The sequence below is a fragment of the Bordetella genomosp. 2 genome, assembly GCF_002261345.1.
GTDB lineage: Bacteria > Pseudomonadota > Gammaproteobacteria > Burkholderiales > Burkholderiaceae_B > Bordetella_A.
Window position 1 is genome coordinate 88,864 of record NZ_NEVT01000006.1, and the last position, 17,293, is coordinate 106,156.

The 17,293-nt window shown below is 68.6% G+C and carries 16 protein-coding genes; 8 read left to right on the plus strand and 8 right to left on the minus strand.

Features of this window, described 5'->3' with window-relative positions; translation table 11 throughout:
- Nucleotides 1–168: 168 nt before the first annotated feature.
- Nucleotides 169–1,080 carry a LysR family transcriptional regulator gene (locus CAL24_RS10680; RefSeq protein WP_028356229.1) on the minus strand — a complete coding sequence of 304 codons (912 nt, stop codon included), beginning with the start codon at nucleotides 1,078–1,080 and terminating at the stop codon, nucleotides 169–171.
- Between the two features lie 150 nt (nucleotides 1,081–1,230).
- Between CAL24_RS10680 and CAL24_RS10685 the strand changes: the two genes are divergently transcribed.
- Nucleotides 1,231–1,929, plus strand: coding sequence for a pirin family protein (locus CAL24_RS10685; protein WP_094806681.1), 699 nt, complete (start codon nucleotides 1,231–1,233; stop codon nucleotides 1,927–1,929).
- Nucleotides 1,930–2,042: 113 nt separating this feature from the next.
- The gene (locus CAL24_RS10690) at nucleotides 2,043–2,927 is read left to right on the plus strand and encodes a pirin family protein (protein WP_094806682.1); all 885 of its coding nucleotides are present in this window, start codon (nucleotides 2,043–2,045) and stop codon (nucleotides 2,925–2,927) included.
- Between the two features lie 3 nt (nucleotides 2,928–2,930).
- Here the strand turns inward: CAL24_RS10690 and CAL24_RS10695 are convergent, their stop codons facing one another.
- The 3 genes from CAL24_RS10695 to CAL24_RS10705 form a co-directional block, all read right to left on the minus strand.
- Nucleotides 2,931–3,707 (minus strand): ABC transporter ATP-binding protein, encoded by a 777-nt coding sequence (locus CAL24_RS10695; protein ID WP_028356226.1) that lies wholly within the window; start codon nucleotides 3,705–3,707, stop codon nucleotides 2,931–2,933.
- A gap of 4 nt (nucleotides 3,708–3,711) precedes the next feature.
- Nucleotides 3,712–5,382 (minus strand): ABC transporter permease, encoded by a 1,671-nt coding sequence (locus tag CAL24_RS10700; protein WP_028356225.1) that lies wholly within the window; start codon nucleotides 5,380–5,382, stop codon nucleotides 3,712–3,714.
- A 128-nt stretch (nucleotides 5,383–5,510) separates the two neighbouring features.
- Nucleotides 5,511–6,551 carry a Fe(3+) ABC transporter substrate-binding protein gene (locus CAL24_RS10705; RefSeq protein ID WP_028356224.1) on the minus strand — a complete coding sequence of 347 codons (1,041 nt, stop codon included), beginning with the start codon at nucleotides 6,549–6,551 and terminating at the stop codon, nucleotides 5,511–5,513.
- A gap of 312 nt (nucleotides 6,552–6,863) precedes the next feature.
- Here CAL24_RS10705 and CAL24_RS10710 point away from each other — a divergent pair, with 312 nt between their 5' ends.
- Nucleotides 6,864–7,640, plus strand: coding sequence for a ferredoxin--NADP reductase (locus CAL24_RS10710; RefSeq protein ID WP_094806683.1), 777 nt, complete (start codon nucleotides 6,864–6,866; stop codon nucleotides 7,638–7,640).
- Between the two features lie 43 nt (nucleotides 7,641–7,683).
- Here the strand turns inward: CAL24_RS10710 and CAL24_RS10715 are convergent, their stop codons facing one another.
- From CAL24_RS10715 to CAL24_RS10730, 4 genes are all read right to left on the minus strand, one after another.
- On the minus strand, nucleotides 7,684–9,060 hold the full coding sequence (locus tag CAL24_RS10715) for an amino acid permease (protein WP_094807242.1): 1,377 nt from the start codon (nucleotides 9,058–9,060) through the stop codon (nucleotides 7,684–7,686).
- A 174-nt stretch (nucleotides 9,061–9,234) separates the two neighbouring features.
- The gene (locus CAL24_RS10720; protein WP_094806684.1) at nucleotides 9,235–10,200 is read right to left on the minus strand and encodes a Bug family tripartite tricarboxylate transporter substrate binding protein; all 966 of its coding nucleotides are present in this window, start codon (nucleotides 10,198–10,200) and stop codon (nucleotides 9,235–9,237) included.
- A gap of 61 nt (nucleotides 10,201–10,261) precedes the next feature.
- Entirely contained in the window at nucleotides 10,262–10,651 is a 390-nt protein-coding gene (locus CAL24_RS10725) for an AtuA-related protein (RefSeq protein WP_028356220.1), read from the minus strand.
- Entirely contained in the window at nucleotides 10,648–12,006 is a 1,359-nt protein-coding gene (locus tag CAL24_RS10730; protein ID WP_094806686.1) for an acyclic terpene utilization AtuA family protein, read from the minus strand. Before CAL24_RS10730 ends, CAL24_RS10725 begins: the two co-directional genes overlap by 4 nt.
- Nucleotides 12,007–12,114: 108 nt before the next feature.
- Between CAL24_RS10730 and CAL24_RS10735 the strand changes: the two genes are divergently transcribed.
- The 5 genes from CAL24_RS10735 (at nucleotide 12,115) to CAL24_RS10755 (ending at nucleotide 17,219) form a co-directional block, all read left to right on the plus strand.
- Complete coding sequence (locus tag CAL24_RS10735) at nucleotides 12,115–13,011, plus strand: LysR family transcriptional regulator (protein WP_028356218.1); 897 nt, start codon at nucleotides 12,115–12,117, stop codon at nucleotides 13,009–13,011.
- A gap of 93 nt (nucleotides 13,012–13,104) precedes the next feature.
- On the plus strand, nucleotides 13,105–13,491 hold the full coding sequence (locus CAL24_RS10740) for a Rid family detoxifying hydrolase (RefSeq protein ID WP_028356217.1): 387 nt from the start codon (nucleotides 13,105–13,107) through the stop codon (nucleotides 13,489–13,491).
- A 34-nt stretch (nucleotides 13,492–13,525) separates the two neighbouring features.
- Nucleotides 13,526–15,613, plus strand: coding sequence for an ATP-dependent DNA helicase RecG (gene recG / locus CAL24_RS10745; RefSeq protein WP_094806687.1), 2,088 nt, complete (start codon nucleotides 13,526–13,528; stop codon nucleotides 15,611–15,613).
- Nucleotides 15,614–15,665: 52 nt separating this feature from the next.
- Entirely contained in the window at nucleotides 15,666–16,610 is a 945-nt protein-coding gene (locus CAL24_RS10750; protein ID WP_028356215.1) for a LysR substrate-binding domain-containing protein, read from the plus strand.
- A gap of 102 nt (nucleotides 16,611–16,712) precedes the next feature.
- Nucleotides 16,713–17,219 (plus strand): Dps family protein, encoded by a 507-nt coding sequence (locus CAL24_RS10755; RefSeq protein ID WP_094806688.1) that lies wholly within the window; start codon nucleotides 16,713–16,715, stop codon nucleotides 17,217–17,219.
- Nucleotides 17,220–17,293: the final 74 nt, after the last annotated feature.

A 17,293-nucleotide genomic window follows, 5' to 3' on the forward strand; every position in this document is an offset into this window, starting at 1 on the left:
CCGGTGGGGCCTGGGCGGCCAGTTGGAGTGAGGGCAGCCCCCGCAGGGGGCCGAGGGCGCCTGGTGGCGCGCCCGAGCCGAGCGACGTGGCCGACCGGGCCCCACCGGCAGGCGCGGGCGTCTCAAGAGCCCAATACCGCGCGAAACTGCCAAGGCAACTGGGAGCTATCAAGCCCCCAACAAACTGGCGCACAAGCGCGGCGAGCGCAGTTTCTGCAGCCACCATTTGAGCGCCTGCCCGGGCGCCCGGTCGCGCCAGGCGTAGACCAGCTGCTCGGTGATCGGCACCGCGTCGTCCGTGGCGCATTGCACCAGCTCGCCCCGGGTGATGTATGGCGCGGCCAGCGTCAGCGGCAGATAACCGCAGCCCAGGCCGCGCACCTGCGCGTCGATCTTCGCCTGCATGTCGGGCATGACGATCAGCGGCTGCTCGCTGAGCAGGCCGCGCGTGCGCGGCGGCAGGTCGCGCGAGGTGTCGGCCACCACGACGGCGCAATAGGCCGCAATGTCGGCGGCCGCCAACGGACGGCGCAGCGCCGCCAGCGGGTGGTGCGGCGCCACGCAGAATGCGAACTGCATCTGCCCCATGGGCTGCGAATGATAGGCCCCCGAAGGCGCGCCGGCAGCGTCCGCGCCTATCACCAGGTCGGCACGGCCGGAAGCCAGCGCGTCCCAGTTGCCGCTGAGCACTTCGGTGGACAGGCGCAGCGTGGTGACGGCCGCCATCTCCCGGAACCCCTCGACCAGGTCGTACAGCGGCGCCCGCGGCAACACGGCGCTGGCGGCCACGCGCAGCTCCAGCTCCCAGCCGGTTGCCACCCGCTTGACCCGGCCGGCCAAGGCGTCCAGCGATTGCAGCACCTGGCGGCCGTCATGCAGCAGAGTTTCCCCCGCCGGCGTCAAGCGGGCGCGGTGTCCGCTGCGGTCGAACAGCAGCACATCGAGCGCGTCTTCCAGCTTGCGCACCGCATAGGTCACTGCCGACGGCACTTTGTCGAGCTCCCGCGCGGCCTTGGCGAAGCTGCCGTGACGCGCAATGGCGTCGACCATGTATAGCAATTCGGGCGTGATGGCTTGCATGGCGCGCACACTCATTCAAATAAATTGAATGATCTCATCAAAACGCTTCAGCCTCAATATCGCTGCCCCAGCGCACAATGCCTTCATTGGTGGTGCGCAACACGACACATGCCACCGCAACCACTTCAACTTATTTGCAAGGAGCCCATCATGCTGACCCTGCGCCGTAGTCACGAACGCGGCCATGCCAATCACGGCTGGCTCGACACCCACCACACCTTTTCCTTCGCCAATTACTACGATCCGGCGCACATGGGCTTCGGTCCGCTGCGCGTGATCAACGACGACCGCATCGCCGCCGGCCGCGGCTTCGGCACGCACGGGCACCGCGACATGGAAATCATCACCTACGTGCTGGAAGGCGCCGTGGCCCACAAGGACAGCATGGGCAGCGGCTCGACCATCGAGCCCGGCAATGTGCAGCGCATGAGCGCGGGCCGCGGGGTGCTGCATTCCGAGTTCAATCCGCTGGACGACCAGGCCACGCACCTGCTGCAGATCTGGATCGAGCCCGACGTGACCGGCATTGCGCCCGAATACGAGGAGCTCAGCGTGCCCGAGGCGGAAAAACGCGGGCGCCTGCGCCAGGTGGCCTCGCCGGACGGCGCCGATGGCTCGATGCGCATACACCAGGATGCGCGGGTATATGCCGGGCTGTTCGACGGCGCGGAGCAGGCCGAACTGCCGCTGGCGGCCGGCCGGCGCGCCTGGGTGCACATGGCGCGCGGCAAGGCCGTGGTCAACGGCCAGGTGCTGGCCGCCGGCGACGGACTGGCCCTGACCGACGAGGCCGCGGTCACGATCCGCGACGGCGAACAGGCCGAAGTGCTGGTCTTCGACCTGGCGTAAGCGCTATCTTGGCGTAACCGTGGCCGGCGCCGGGCCTGCGGGCCTGGCGCCGGCGCCGACAACTTCCAGAACATCGGCAGGGCAGGCGCTGCCCCGTCAACCAGGAGCTCATCATGTCCCTTGTCGAAACTCTCGTCATTCCCCGCACCAGCGACCTGGGCGGCGGCCTGGAGGTGCGCCGCGCGCTGCCGTCGGCCCAGCGCCGCACGGTGGGCCCGTTCGTCTTTCTCGACGAAATGGGGCCGGCGCTGTTCGCGCCGGGCGCAGGCGTGGACGTGCGCCCGCACCCGCACATCGGCCTGTCGACGGTCACCTACCTGTACGAAGGGGCCATGATGCACCGCGACGGGGCCGGCCATGTGCAGGAAATCCGGCCCGGCGAAGTGAACTGGATGACGGCCGGCCGCGGCATCGTGCATTCCGAACGCACTCCGGACACCCAGCGGCAGGCGGGCCAGCAACTGGCCGGGCTGCAATTGTGGGTGGGGCTGCCGGCCAGTCACGAGGAAACCGATCCCGGCTTCGTGCACTACGGGCTGGACGCCCAGCCGGTGGTCGAAGGCGAGGGCGTGCGCGCGCAGGTAGTGGCCGGTTCGCTGTTCGGCCAGACCTCGGCGGTCCGGGCCTTGTCGCCGCTGTTCTTCGGCGACATCGTCCTGCAGGCGGGGGCCACGGTGGTCGTGCCGCCGGAATACGAAGAGCGCGCCGCTTACCTGAGTCGTGGCGCGGTGGAGGTGGACGGGCAGGTCTATCAGCCGGGCCAGTTGCTGGTGTTCGCCGCCGGCCGGCCGGTCACCGTCCGGGCGGTCGAGGCCGCGCGCCTGGCGGTGCTGGGTGGCGAACCGCTGGAAGGCCCGCGCTTCGTGTGGTGGAACTTCGTCTCCAGCCGCAAGGACCGCATCGAGCAGGCCAAGCAGGACTGGCAGCGCGACCGCTTCGGCCAGGTGGTGCCGGGCGACGAGACGGAATACATCCCGCTGCCGGCGCCGCGCTCCTGAGCCTTACATGCCGCGCGCGTAGGCCTGCTGGCGCTGGGCCACCAGCGCCTCGCGCCGCACGAAGTCGCGCACGAAACCATCGGCCGGATGATGGTGCAGGTTGTAGGGCGTGTCCCACTGCACGACCCGGCCTTCGCTCATGACGCCGATGCGGTCGGCGATGGCGAACGCCTCGGCCTGGTTGTGCGTCACCAGGATGGCGGTGTGGCCGGTGGACTTGAGGATGTCGCGCACCTCGAAGGCCAGCCGCTCGCGTGTATCCACGTCCAGGTTCGAGAACGGCTCGTCCAGCAGCAGCAGGTCGGGCGACGGCGCCAGTGCGCGGGCCAGTGCCACGCGCTGTTGCTGGCCGCCGGAGATCTCGTGCGGGTAGCTGTCCGCCGAGGCCGACAGGCCCACCATGTCCAGCATCTCGCGCACCCGGGCGGCGCGTTCGGCGCGGCCCAGCTTGCGCAGCCCGAAGGCGACGTTCTCGGCCGCCGTCAGGTGCGGGAACAGGGCATAGTCCTGGAACATCATGCCTACGCGCCGCAGCTCGGGCGCGACCTGCACGGCAGGAGAGGAAATGATGTTGCCGTCGAGCGCGATATGGCCGGCGCGCACCGGCTCGAAGCCGGCAATGGCGCGCAGGATGGTGGTCTTGCCGCAGCCGGATTCGCCCAGCAGGCAGCCGATATGGCCGGCCGGCAGGGCCAGCGAGAGGTCGCGCACCACCGGCCGCAGCCCTTGCGGCGTGTCGTAGGCCAGGTGGATATGGTCGAGTTCAAGCAGGTCGGGCACGATATCAATGTCCCATTTTCAGATTGGTGCGGGCCAGCAGGATGACCGGCAGCAGGCCGGCGAGCACGATGGCCAGCGCCGCGACGGCGCCTTCTTCGTAGGTGCCGCGCGCGGCTTCGGCATACAGCCAGGTGGCCAGGGTCTCGAAGTTCAGGGGCCGCAGCAGCAGGGTGGCGGGCAGTTCCTTCATGGTGTCGACGAACACCAGCAGGGCGCTGGCCGCGAGGGCCGGGCGCAACAGGGGCAGGTGCACGCGGCGCAGCGTGCCGCCGGCGGTCTCGCCCAGCAGCCGCGAGGCCTGTTCGAGCGACGCCGGAATGCGCGCCAGCCCGGCCTCGACGCCGCCCACCGAGACGGCCAGGAAGCGCATCGTGTAGGCGCAGACCAGCGCCCCGGACGAACCCATCAGCAGCAGGCCGCTGGTGCCGAACACCGAGCCCAGCTGCCGGTCGATCCAGGTGAACGGCATCAGCAGGCCGATGGCCAGCACCGTGCCAGGCACGGCATAGCCCAGGCTGGCGATGCGCGCGCAGGCGCGGCCCGGATTGAAGCGGGCGCTCTCGCGCAGCGTGCGCCCCGCCCAGGCCACCACCAGGCCGCACCCCAGCGTGACCAGCGTGGCGACGAAGGCGATGGACAGCGTGTTGGCCAGGCCGTCGAGCAACTGGTCGGATACGCCGCCCACCAGGTGCAGGCGCTTATAGGTTTCGACCACCAGGTACCAGGCCGGCGCCACGAACCCCAGCAGCACCGGAATCCAGCCCAGCACTACCGCCAGCAGGGCCGCGCCGCCGCGCAGGCGGCGCGGCTGCATGGGGCGCATGCGCTGGGTGTTGGCATAGCGCTGGCGCTTGCGGCCATGGCGTTCCAGCAGGATCAGCCCGACCACGATGGCCAGCATGGTCAGCGCGATCTGGGCGGCGCTGGCCAGGTCCGAGCGGGTGATCCAGGTCGTGTACACGGAGACGGTCAGGGTCTGCACCCCGAGGAATTCCGAGGCGCCGATGTCGTTCAGCGTCTCGAGCAGCGCCAGGCTGGCGCCGACCGCGATGGCCGGCCGCGCCAGCGGCAGCGCCACGCGCACGAATACGCCGACGCGCCCGGCGCCGAGCGTGCGCGCCGCTTCCAGCAGGCTGGCGGCCTGCGTCATGAACATGACCCGGGTGCTCAGGTAGACGTAGGGATACAGGACGAAGCCCAACACGAAAATGGCGCCGTAGATCGAGCGCAGGTCGGGCAGGCGGAACTGGCGCGGGCTGTCATAGCCCAGCAATTCGCGTATGGCCGTCTGGATCGGCCCGATGGGGTGCAGCAGGTCCAGGTAGGCGAAGGCGATGATGTAGGTCGGCACCGCCAGCGGCAGCAGCAGCGCCCAGGTCAGCATCCGGCGGGTGGGGAACTCGTAGGCGGTCACCAGCCAGGCCGCGCCGGTCCCCAGGCAGGTAACCAGAATGCCGACCCCGGCCAGCAGCATGGCCGTGTTGGCAAGGGCCTGCGGCAGCACGTAGCTGGCCAGGTGGGTCCAGTGCGACAGATTGGCGTGCAGGGCTTCCCAGGCCAGCGCGCCCAGGGGCAGCAGGACGGCCAGCGCGATCAGCGCGGCGCCCGTCAGCCAGCCGACGCCGCGTTCGAGGCCGCGCGGGCGCCATGGGCGGGGCAAGGTGTCAGTAGGCATGCTTCAACAACGTAGCGTGGGCCATCGCGGACCCACCAGAAAAGCCCGCGCCGAAAAAGCCGATGTCAGGCTCCTCGCGGAGCCTGACATCCAGGCGCGGCGGCCGCCCTGCGCGGGCGGCATGGCGATCACTGGTCGAAGCCGACCTTGTCGACCAGCTCGCTGGCCTGCTTGCGGTACTTGGCGATTTCGGCCACGGGCAGCGCGTCGACCTTCAGTTCGCCGAAGCTGGCCACCACCGGGTCGAGCTGGACACCCTTGCGGATCGGGTACTCGTAGTTGGCGCGGGCGTACAGCGCCTGGGCCGGCTCGGACACCAGGAATTCCAGCAGCTTGACGGCGTTTTCCTTGTTGGGCGCGTGCGCGGCCACCGCGGCGCCGCTGATGTTCACGTGCGTGCCCGAACCGCCGTTCTTGAAGGTGGGGCGCACCACCTTGATGGCGTCGCCCCACTTGCGGGCGTCGGTGCCGGGCTCGGCGTTCTTCATGTGGCCCACATAGTAGGCGTTGGCAATGCCGATATCGCAGATGCCGCCGAGGATGTCGCGCGCCACGTCGCGGTCGCCGCCGGCGGCCTTGCGGGCCAGGTTGGCCTTGACGCCGCGCAGCCACTTCTCGGTGGCTTCGGCGCCGTCATGCGCGATCATGGCCGCCACCAGGGCGGTGTTGTACGGGTGCTGGCCCGAGCGGATGCAGACCTTGTTCTTCCACTTGGGGTCGGCCAGGTCTTCGTAGTGGAAGCTGTCGAGCTTCACTTCGTTGGCCACGTACAGCACCCGGTCGCGCAGCGACAGGCTGTACCATTTGCCGTCGGCCCCGCGCAGGTTGGCGGGAATGACCGAATTCAGCGTCTCGGACTGGATCGACTGGGTGATGCCGCCGTCGACCAGGTCGATCAGGTTGCCGATGTCGACCGTCATCAGGACGTCGGCCGGCGACTGCGCGCCTTCGGCCTTGACGCGTTCGAGCAGGCCGTCCTTGATGAAGACGGTGTTGACCTTGATGCCGCTTTCCTTGGTGAAGGCATCCAGCATGGGCTGGATCAGCTTCGGTTCGCGGGTGGTGTAAAGGCTGACTTCGTCGGCAGCCATGGCCGGGGCGGCCAGGGTGGCGCCGGCCAGCGCCAGCGCGCCCAGCAGCGGGGTCAGGGAAGAGCGTCGGGTCGACATAGGGGCGGGGCTCCAGTGCGTTGCAGCAGGGATGCGCCGGCCCGAACGGGGCTGCGGATGCATCCGTTAACGAAAATGATTATCAAGTGGATGCGACAATACCAGGAAGCCGCAGACCGTTCAACTTACCGTCAGTTGTGGTGACGGACCCCGTGATTTCTATCAAAAGGTTATAAGGGCATTACGGATTAATGAGAGCGGTTATCAAGCAGTCGCGGTAAAATAGGGAAAACCCTTAAGCCCGCGCCCGCCTTTTGCACGGCGTGGAATCCCACTCGGCGCGCGTGGTGCGTTGATTCTTTCTCAACGGACATGGCAGCTTTCAACACCGAGCGCGTACTGAGCGTGCATCACTGGAACGATACGCTTTTTTCCTTCACCACCACGCGCGACGCCGCGTTGCGGTTCCACAACGGCCACTTCGTCATGATCGGCCTGGAAGTCGAAGGCAAGCCCCTGATGCGAGCCTACAGCATCGCCAGCGCCAACTACGAAGAAAACCTGGAATTCCTCAGCATCAAGGTGCAGAACGGCCCGCTCACCTCGCGCCTGCAGCACCTGAAGGAAGGCGACACCATCCTGGTCAGCCGCAAGCCGGTCGGCACGCTGGTGGTCGACGACCTCAAGCCCGGCAAGCACCTGTTCCTGTTCGGCACCGGCACCGGCCTGGCGCCCTTCATGAGCATCATCAAGGACCCGGACGTCTACGAGCGCTTCGAGAAGGTCGTGCTGGTGCATGGCGTGCGCTGGGTCAGCGAACTGGCCTACGCGGATTTCATCGAAAAGGAACTGCCCAACAACGAGTTCTTCGGCGACGTGGTGCGCGAAAAGCTCGTCTACTACCCCACGGTCACGCGCGAGCCGTTCCGTAACCGGGGCCGTATCACGGAGCTCATCGAAAGCGGCAAGCTGTGCCAGGACATCGGCCTGCCGCAAATCAACCCCGAAACCGACCGCGCCATGCTTTGCGGCAGCCCGCACATGCTGGCCGACATCAGCGCCATGCTCGATGCGCGGGGCTTCCAGGTCTCGCCCGGCGTGGGCGAACCGGGCGACTACGTGGTCGAACGGGCCTTCGTCGAAAAATGACCCGCCGCCGCCCCGCGGGGCGGCGGTCATGGCGGCGGGCCGCTCAGGCTCGCGATTGCCCCATGGCGGCGCCCGTTTGCGGCGCCGTCGTGTTTTCCTGGTGCGCGCGCTTGCCGATGCCAAGGCGCTGCGCCACGATACCCATGATCACGATCGCGCCGGCCAGGGCCGAGGTGTACGTCACTTCGGTGCGATAGGTGCCTTCGACGATCATGGTCGCCAGCGCGGCGATGATGCACACGATCACGGCGTACGTCAGCCACGGGAACAGCCACATCTTGAACCGGAGCTCCACGCCGTCGGCCTGCAGGCGGTAGCGCATGCGCAGTTGCGAGCAGGCGATCACCAGGTAGACGAACAGCGCGATCGTGCCGGTGGCCTGCATCAGCACGTCGTAGAGGTCCATCTGGGAAGTCGCCATGAGCCAGACCGCGGCGAACGCGAACACACTCGAAACCAGCACCCCGACGTACGGCGCGCCGGTGCGGCGGCCGGTAGTCTGCATGATGCGGTGCGCATCGCCGCGTCGCGACAGCGAATACAGCATGCGCGAGGCAGTGTAGAGCGCCGAGTTGAAGCAACTGCAGACCGAAGTCAGCACGACGAAATTGACGATCGCCTGGGCGTGGGGAATGCCCAGCACATTCAGGGCGACGTTATAGCTGCCGTGCGTCGGCTGCGCCAGCGTGGGTTCGTTGTAGGGCACCAGGCAGACGACGATGAAGATCGAGCCGACGTAGAACAGGCAGATGCGCCAGACCACGGATTTGATGGTCCTGACGATTTCCTGGCTGGGATTGGCCGATTCGGCCGCCGCCACCGTGACGATCTCCGCGCCGATGAAGGCGAACATGACGCCCAGCAGCGCGACCACCACCGATTTGGCGCCGTTGGGCATGAAGCCTTGCGCGGTGAGCTGCGAGACGCCGCGCGCCTCGCCCCATGGCCACAGGTGCATGATCGCCAGGCTGCCGATCACCAGGAACAACACGATGGCGCCCACCTTGATCAGGGCGAACCAGAACTCGAACTCGCCGTAGTTGCGCACATTCATGAAGTTGACGGCGACCAGCGATAGCGTGACCAGCAGTGCGTAGCCCCAGTCGGGGATGAAAGGGAACCAGTCGTGCAGGATCTGGCCGGCCACATAGGCTTCCCAGCCCATGAGCAGCGCCCAGAAGTACCAGTACAGCCAGCCGATGGTGAAGCCGGCCCAGCGGCCGATCGCGCGGTCGGCATAGGTCGAGAACGAGCCGGTGTCGGGCTGGGCGACGGCCATTTCTCCCAGCATGCGCATGACCAGGATGACCAGCAGGCCGCCGCCCGCGTAGGCCAGGATCACCGCCGGCCCGGCCAGGGCGATCTGCTTGCCGGAGCCGACGAACAGGGCGGCCCCGATGACCCCGGCGATCGACATCATCGTCAGGTGGCGGGACTTCAGGCCGCCTTTCAGGTTGGTGTGCTGCGTGTTGGCCAACTATCTCCTCCTTCCGCCGTATCCGGCAATGAACGAAAAAGCGCCCCTCGTCGGGGGCGCGCTATATAACCAGCCCGCGCCGGCAGGCGCGGGGAGCGGTCCCGGCCGCCCTGGCTGCTACTCGGGTTGGATGCCCGCCTTCTTAATGATATCCCCCCACTTCTGCGATTCGCTACGCTGGAAGTCGGCCAGTTCCTGCGGCGAAGAGATCGCCGGCGCCGTGCCGGTGGACTGGTAGAACTGCTTGGCCGCGGCGCTCTCGGTGGCCTTGGTGAGCAGCTCGTGCAGACGCGCCACCACCTTGTCGGGCGTGCCGGCCGGCACGTAGGCGCCGAACCAATAGCCCATCTCATAGCCCGGCACGCCGGCCTCGTCGATGGTCGGCACCTCCGGCGCCAGGGGCGAGCGTTCCTTGCCGGTAAAGCCCAGGGCGCGCAGCTTGCCCGACTTGACCTGTGGCAGCCCGGTGGCCGTGTCGGTGATCATCATGTCGATCTGGCCGCCCAGCAGGTCGGTGACCGCCAGCGGGTTGCTCTTGTAGGGCACGTGCAGCAGCTTCACATCCGCCATCTGCTGCAGCAACTCGCCGGCGATGCGGCTGCTGGAACTGCCGCTGCCGAAGCTGAGCTTGCCGGGCGACTGCTTGGCAAGTGCCAGGAAGTCCTGCACGCTCTTGGCCGAAGACGACGGGTTGATCACCATGATCTGCCCGCCCTTGCCCAGCAGCGTGATCGGTGCGAAGTCCCGCACGGGGTCGTATGGCAGGGATTTGTACAGGTGCTCGTTGGCCGCGTGCGTGGTGTTGGTGGTGATCAGCACCGTATAGCCGTCCGGTTCGGCACGGGCCGCGCTCTGCGCGCCGATCATGGCGCTGGCGCCGGGCTTGTTCTCGATCACCACCGACTGGCCGGTCTGTTCCGCGACGCCCTGGCCGATGGCCCGGCCCAGCTGGTCGGTGGCGCTGCCCGCTGCGAAGGGCACGATGAAGGTGATGGGTTTGGCGGGGAAGTCCTGGGCGGCCGCGGCCAGGGGCAGGGCGGCGCACAGGCTGGCAAGCAGGCGTAGCGGGGCGGGAAAGCGCATCGGAGTCTCCGTGTATCGTCTGGTTTGTATTGGGATGTTGGTATCGGGCAAGCCGCGCCCGTCAGGGTCTGCCGGCGGCGTCGCCCGGCACGTCGGGCAGGCGCTCGGCCAGCGCGGGCGGGACGTCCACCCGCAGGTCCAGCAAATGGAACGACAGGCTCTTGCCGTGGGTATCCAGGTTGAGCGCGTCGTTCACGCCACCGTCCAGCACGCCTTCCAGCACGAAATTCATGGCATGCAGGCTGGGGATCAAATAGCGCGTGACGCGGCTGGGCCGGCGATAGCCGAACCATTCCGCCACGCGCGCCTCGGTGACCTGGGCGGCCAGCACTTCGTAGCATGCGGGGTCCCAGGCGATCAGGCTCAGGTTGGAGATGTCGCCCTTGTCGCCCGAACGGCTGTGCGCCAGGCGGTAGAGGGGCACGTTTACCAGCATTGGTCCGGCGCTCATGGCGTCTGCTCCTCCATCATGGTCCAGCCGCTGTCCACCGCGTCGCGCGGGACGGTGCAGGACACCATGTTCAGGCGCGGCCGCAACGACGTGCGCACGCCGCCGCCGCCCGCCGGTCCGCAGGTATACAAGGCCGTGACTTCGCGCAGCAGCCGTTCGGCGATGCGGCGGTCGTCGTGTTCGGCGGCCAGGCGCAAACGCACGTCGCGGCCATGGCCCGGCTGGCGACTTTCCAGCATGGCGCCGCCATCGTCGCCCAGAATGCTCAGCACGCCGATCAGGTCGACGCGCGGCGCCAGGGCCGGCCCGAGCCGGCGGCGCACCATGTCGGCGGCCAGGCGGGCGCGCGCCTCGGCCTGCACGCCCGCGTACGAGATTTCCGCTTCGGCCAGCCAGCCGCCGCGGTAGCAGACGTTCACCTTGAGTTCATCCGGGCGCGCGTGGCCGGTGATGCCGCGCACCGCCACGCGGTCCGGGCCCAGCACCTGCACGGCAGCGGCGCTCAGGCCGGCGACCACGTCGGGGGTCAGGTAGCGCGCCGGATCATGGACCTCATACAGCAGTTGTTCTTTCACCGTGCGCGCGTCCACCGCACCGCCCGTCCCGTCCGCCTTGCCGATCACGAATTCGCCGTCGGCGTCGATCTCGGCGATGGGGTAGCCCGCGTCGTGCACATCGGGCACGTCCTTCAGTCCGGGCACGCAGAAGTAGCCGCCGGTCACCTGGGTGCCGCATTCCAGCATGTGGCCCGCCATGGTCGCGCGCCCGAGCCGCGCCCAGTCGTCCATGGCCCAGCCATAGTGCGCCAGCACCGGTCCAACTGTCAGCGAGGGGTCGGACACCCGCCCGGCCACCACCACCTGGGCGCCGGCGCGCAGCGCGCCGGCGATCTCGCCCGCGCCCAGGTACACGTTGGCGCTGACGACGTCCATGTCGTCCAGGCGCGGCCCCAGCCGCTCGCGCAGCAGGGCCCGCTGCGCCGGGCTGGCCAGGGCGTCGCCGTGGATCACCGCGATGCGCGGGGCGGGCAGGCCCTGGGCGCGCGCCAGCTCGCCGATGCGGCGCGCCGCGGCGGGCGGATTGGCCGCGCCGAAATTGCCGACGATACGGATGTCGCGGCGCAGGCAATCGCCCAGCACGGGCCCGACGAGGTCGTCCAGCAGCGGTTCGTAGCCGGCGGCGGGATCGGCATTGCGCGCCAGCTGCGCCAGCGCCAGGGTGCGCTCGGCCAGGGTCTCGAAGATCAACGTGCCGCCGCCGCGCGCGGCCAGCGTATCGACCACGGCCCGGGCGCCGTCGGTGCGGTCGCCCGAAAAACCACTGGCACAGCCGACAAGTAAAGGAGGAATCGCCATCGTGATCCATGGAGCAGGGCGCCGGAGTGCGCCGCGATCCCGGTCACTATAGGCAGGCTTGCTTGATAATTGAAATAGAAATATAAGATCGATTCATCCAAGATATCTATGAATATATCGGCCCGCCAACTGCGCGCTTTCGTGGCACTCGCCGACGAGAAGCACTTCACCCGCGCCGCCCAGCGCTGCCACCTGACGCAGCCGGCGTTCAGCGCGCTGATCCGCGCGCTGGAAGACACCGCCGGCGTGCGGCTGTTCGACCGCAGCACCCGGCACGTCGAGCTGACAGCCGAAGGCCGCGTGCTCGACGCCTCCGCGCGCCGGCTGCTGGGCGACCTGGAACTGGCCATGGAAGACCTGCGCGACCATGCCGCCCGGCGCCGCGGCCGCGTCACCGTGGCGGCGCTGCCGTCGCTGGCCGCCGGCTGGCTGCCCGGCCTGCTGGCGCGCTATCACCAGGATCACCCCGGCATCACGCTGCAATTGCGCGACGCCTTGCTCGACCCGTGCCTGGACATGGTGCAGAGCGGCGCGGCCGATTTCGCGGTGGCGGCGCGGCGCGCCGACATGACCGACCTGGACAGCGAGTTCCTGCACGCCGACCGCTTCTTCCTGGTGTGCCGCCAGGATCACCCGCTGGCCGGCCGGGCCCAGGTGCGCTTGCGCGACCTGGCGCGCTGGCCCCTCATCCAGCTCGCGCGCGGCAGCAGCGTGCGCCGCCACCTCGACGAAGCCCTGGGGGCGGGCGGGGCGGCGCCGCTACTGGAGGTCGAGCACCTGGCCACCGTCACCGGGCTGGTATGCGCCGGGCTGGGGATCAGCGTGGTCCCGGCAATGACCCTGTTTCACTTCCGGCGCGAGGAGCTGGTCATCAAGCCGCTGGCCGGCCGGCCCCTGACCCGCCCGCTGTACCTGGTCCGGCGCCAGGGGCGCACCCTGTCCAGCGCCGCGCAGGCGCTGTACGACCTGCTGCTGGAGCACCGGGAACGGATAGGCGAGGCGTAGGGCCGGGAACTCCTCGCTTTCGCGGATGCCTATTGCTGTTTAAACTTCAATAGTCCAGTCTATTGCGACTGATCTCCCCCAAGGATACGGCCCATGAGCAAGCAAATCATCCATACCGACGCCGCCCCGGCCGCCGTCGGCCCTTACTCGCAAGCGGTAGCTGTCACCGGCGGCAAGACGGTCTACTTGTCCGGACAGATCGGCCTCGAACCCGGCACCGGCGACCTGGTCTCGGAGAACTTCGACGCCCAGGTGCGCCAGGCTTTCGCCAACATGAAGGCCGTCGTCGAAGAGGCGGGCGGCACCCTCGACAACATCGTCAAGCTGACTTTGTTCCTGACCGACCTCAACAAGTTCACGGCGGCCAACGCCATCATGGCCGAGATCATCCCGCAGCCGTTCCCGGCGCGCTCCACCGTGGGCGTGGCCAGCCTGCCCAAGGGCGCCCAGTTCGAGGTCGAGGCGATACTGGTCCTGTAGGCGAGCGGTATCGGGTATACGGGTCTGTCGCGCCATGCCGGCCACCGCCGCGGCACGCAAGGGGCAGGGCGTCGCGCCAGACGCCAGCCGCCCGCTGACGGCTGTGCAGCGCAAGCTGCACAGCCTGGGGCTGGCGACGCCCGGCGACTGCATCCTGCACCTGCCGCTGCGCTACGAAGACGAAACCCGTGTCGTGCCGATCGCCTCGCTGCGGCCTGGCCTGCCGGCCCAGGTCGAGGGCGAGATCCTGCGCAGTGAAGTCCTGTACCGGCCGCGCCGCCAATTGACCGCGGTCATGGGCGACGGCACCGGCGAGCTGCAGCTGCGCTGGCTGAATTTCTACCCCAGCCAGCAAAAGCAGCTGGCCATCGGACGGCGTCTGCGCGCGCGCGGCGAAGTGCGCGGCGGCTTGTTCGGCCGCGAAATGGTCCATCCGCGCATGAGCAGCGCCGACGCGGCGCTGCCCGAGGCGCTCACCCCGGTCTACCCCAGCACCGAGGGCCTGTCGCAGCCATCCTTGCGCAAGGCCATCGCCCAGGCGCTGCAGCAGGCTGACCTGAGCGACACGCTGCCGCCGCAGGCGCTGCAGCGCTACGGGCTGATGCCGTTCGAACCCGCCATCCGCCTGCTGCATGCCCCGCCGCCCGGCGTGTCCGAGCAGGACCTGGTCGAGCGCGGGCATCCCGCCTGGCGCCGCATCAAGTTCGACGAACTGCTGGCCCAGCAACTGTCGCTGGCGGCGGCCCGGGCGGCCCGCCGCAGCATCCAGGCCGAGCCGCTGCCCCGGCAGGGCGGTCCGGGCGGCCTGGTGGAGCGCCTGTACCAGGCGCTGCCGTTCAAGCTGACGGGCGCCCAGCAGCGCGTCGTCGAGGAGATCGCCGCCGACCTGGCCAAGCCGTATCCCATGCACCGGCTGCTGCAAGGCGACGTCGGCAGCGGCAAGACCGTGGTCGCCGCCATCGCGGCGGCGCAGGCGATCGCCTGCGGCGCCCAGGTGGCGTTGATGGCGCCCACCGAGATCCTCGCCGAGCAGCATTTCCACAAGCTGGTGGCGTGGCTGCAGCCGCTGGGCGTCAATGTCGCCTGGCTGAGCGGCAGCCAGACGGCCAAGGCGCGCCGCCAGGCCGCCGCGAGCGCCGCCGACGGCAGCGTGCAACTCGTGGTCGGGACGCAGGCGCTGATCCAGGACCACGTCGAATTCCACCGGCTGGGCCTGTCGATCGTCGACGAGCAGCATCGCTTCGGCGTCGGGCAGCGCCTGGCGCTGACCCGCAAAGGCGAGGTTCCCCACGGCCAGACCGTGCCGCACCAGCTCAACATGAGCGCCACGCCCATCCCGCGCACGCTCGCCATGACTTTCTTCGCCGACCTGGACGTGTCCGTCATCGACGAGCTGCCGCCGGGCCGCACGCCAGTGGTCACCAAGCTGGTGTCGGACAGCCGCCGCGACGAGGTCATCGCCCACATTGCCAGCGCCGTGCGCGAAGGCCGGCAGGCCTACTGGGTATGCCCGCTGGTCGAGGAAAGCGAGGCCCTGCAATTGCAGACCGCGGTGGACACCTACGAGGCCATGCTGGCCGACTTGCCCGACCTGCGCCTGGGCCTGGTCCACGGCCGCCTGCCGCAGGCCGACAAGGCCGCCGTGATGCAGGCGTTCCGCGATGGCGAGATCGACCTGCTGGTCGCGACTACCGTCATCGAGGTGGGCGTGGACGTGCCCAATGCCTCGCTGATGGTCATCGAGCACGCCGAGCGTTTCGGGCTGGCCCAGCTGCACCAGCTGCGCGGCCGGGTAGGGCGGGGCAGCGCCGAGTCGGTCTGCGTGCTGCTGTACCAGGCGCCGCTGTCGCAAGTGGCGCGGCAGCGGCTGCGCGCCATGTTCGAGACCTCCGATGGCTTCGAGATCGCCCGCCGCGACCTGGAGCAGCGCGGCCCGGGCGAGTTCCTGGGCACGCGCCAATCCGGGCTGGCGCTGCTGCGGTTTGCCGACCTGGAAGCCGATGTCGGCATCGCCGAGCAGGCCCGCGACGCCGCTTCCTGGCTGCGCGCCGAGCACCCCGGCGCCATCGAGGCCCACCTGGCGCGCTGGATGCGTGGCCGCGAGGATTTCCTGCGCACATGAACCTGTCCATTCATTTCAACCTTCATCGGCCGTCCCCGAGGTACGTATCGCCATGACACTGACCGAACTCAAATACATCGTCGCGGTCGCGCGCGAACGGCATTTCGGCCGCGCCGCCGAGGCATGCTTCGTCAGCCAGCCGACGCTGTCGGTGGCCATCCGCAAGCTCGAGGACGAACTCGGCGTCACGCTGTTCGAGCGCGGCGGCGCCGAAGTCGGCGTCACCGCCATCGGCCAGCGCATCGTCACCCAGGCGCAGAAGGTGCTGGAAGAAAGCGCCAGCATCAAGGAAATCGCCCGCCAGGGCCACGATCCGCTGGCCGGCCCGCTGCGCGTGGGCGTCATCCATACCATCGGCCCGTACCTGCTGCCGCGCCTGGTGCCCATGCAGATCGCGCGCACGCCGCAGATGCCGCTGCTGCTGCAAGAGAACTTCACCCTGCGGCTGGTGGAATTGCTGCGCCAGGGGGAGATCGACTGTGCCATCATGGCCCTGCCGCTGCCCGAGGCCGGCCTCGTCACCCAGCCGCTCTACGACGAGCCGTTCGTGGTCGCCGTGCCGCGCGACCACGAATGGGCCGAGCGCGAATCCGTCAGTTCCGAAGACCTCAAGCAGCAGACCATGCTGCTGCTGGGCACGGGCCATTGCTTTCGCGACCAGGTGCTGGAAGTCTGCCCCGAGCTGTCGCGTTTCTCGGCCGCCAGCGACGGCATCCAGCGCACCTTCGAAGGATCCTCGCTGGAAACCATACGCCATATGGTGGCTGCCGGCATCGGCGTCACGGTATTGCCGGTCACCGCCATCCCGGAAGCGCCCCAGCCCAAGGCGCTGCTGCGCTACCTGCCGTTCGAAGGCTCGCCGCCTGAACGGCGCGTGGTGCTGGCCTGGCGGCGCAGCTTCCCGCGGCTGGCGGCGATCGAGGCCCTGGCCCAGGCGGTATATGAGTGCGGCCTGCCCGGGGTGAAGATGCTCGACAAGGAAACCGCGACCAGCTAAGGCCTGTTTGCCTGGATCAGCGCCGCGGACCGGGCGCGCCGCTATTTGTTTCTTGACGGTGGTATTCTTGTTCCGTTCTCGTCCTCAATGAAGGAGCTCTACATGGCCAAGTCGTCCAAAGCCAGCAGCGGCAGCGCCGCCGTTCGCATCAACATCGGCATCTCTGACAAGGATCGCACCGCGATCGCGGCGGAACTCTCCAAGGTGCTGGCGGACTCGTACACGCTCTACCTGATGACGCACAACTTCCACTGGAACGTCACGGGCCCGCTGTTCAACACGCTGCACCAGATGTTCATGACGCAGTATTCCGAAGAATGGGCCGCGCTCGACGACATCGCCGAGCGCATCCGCGCCCTGGGCGTGCATGCGCCGGGCACGTACCGCGAGTTCGCCAAGCTGTCGTCCATTTCCGAGCCCGGCGACGTGCCCGACGCCATGGAAATGGTGCGCCTGCTGGTCAAGGGCAACGAAGCGGTCTCCAAGACCGCCCGGGCCGCGTTCGACAAGGCCGACGCCGCCAACGACCAGCCCACCGCCGACCTGCTGACCCAGCGCATGGACATCCACGAGAAGAACGCCTGGATGCTGCGCAGCCTGCTCGAATAAGGGCGGCTGGTTCCGTCGCCTGACGACCGGCTTCCCTTCGCGGGAAGCCGGCGTCGTTTCTGGCGGACGCCCCA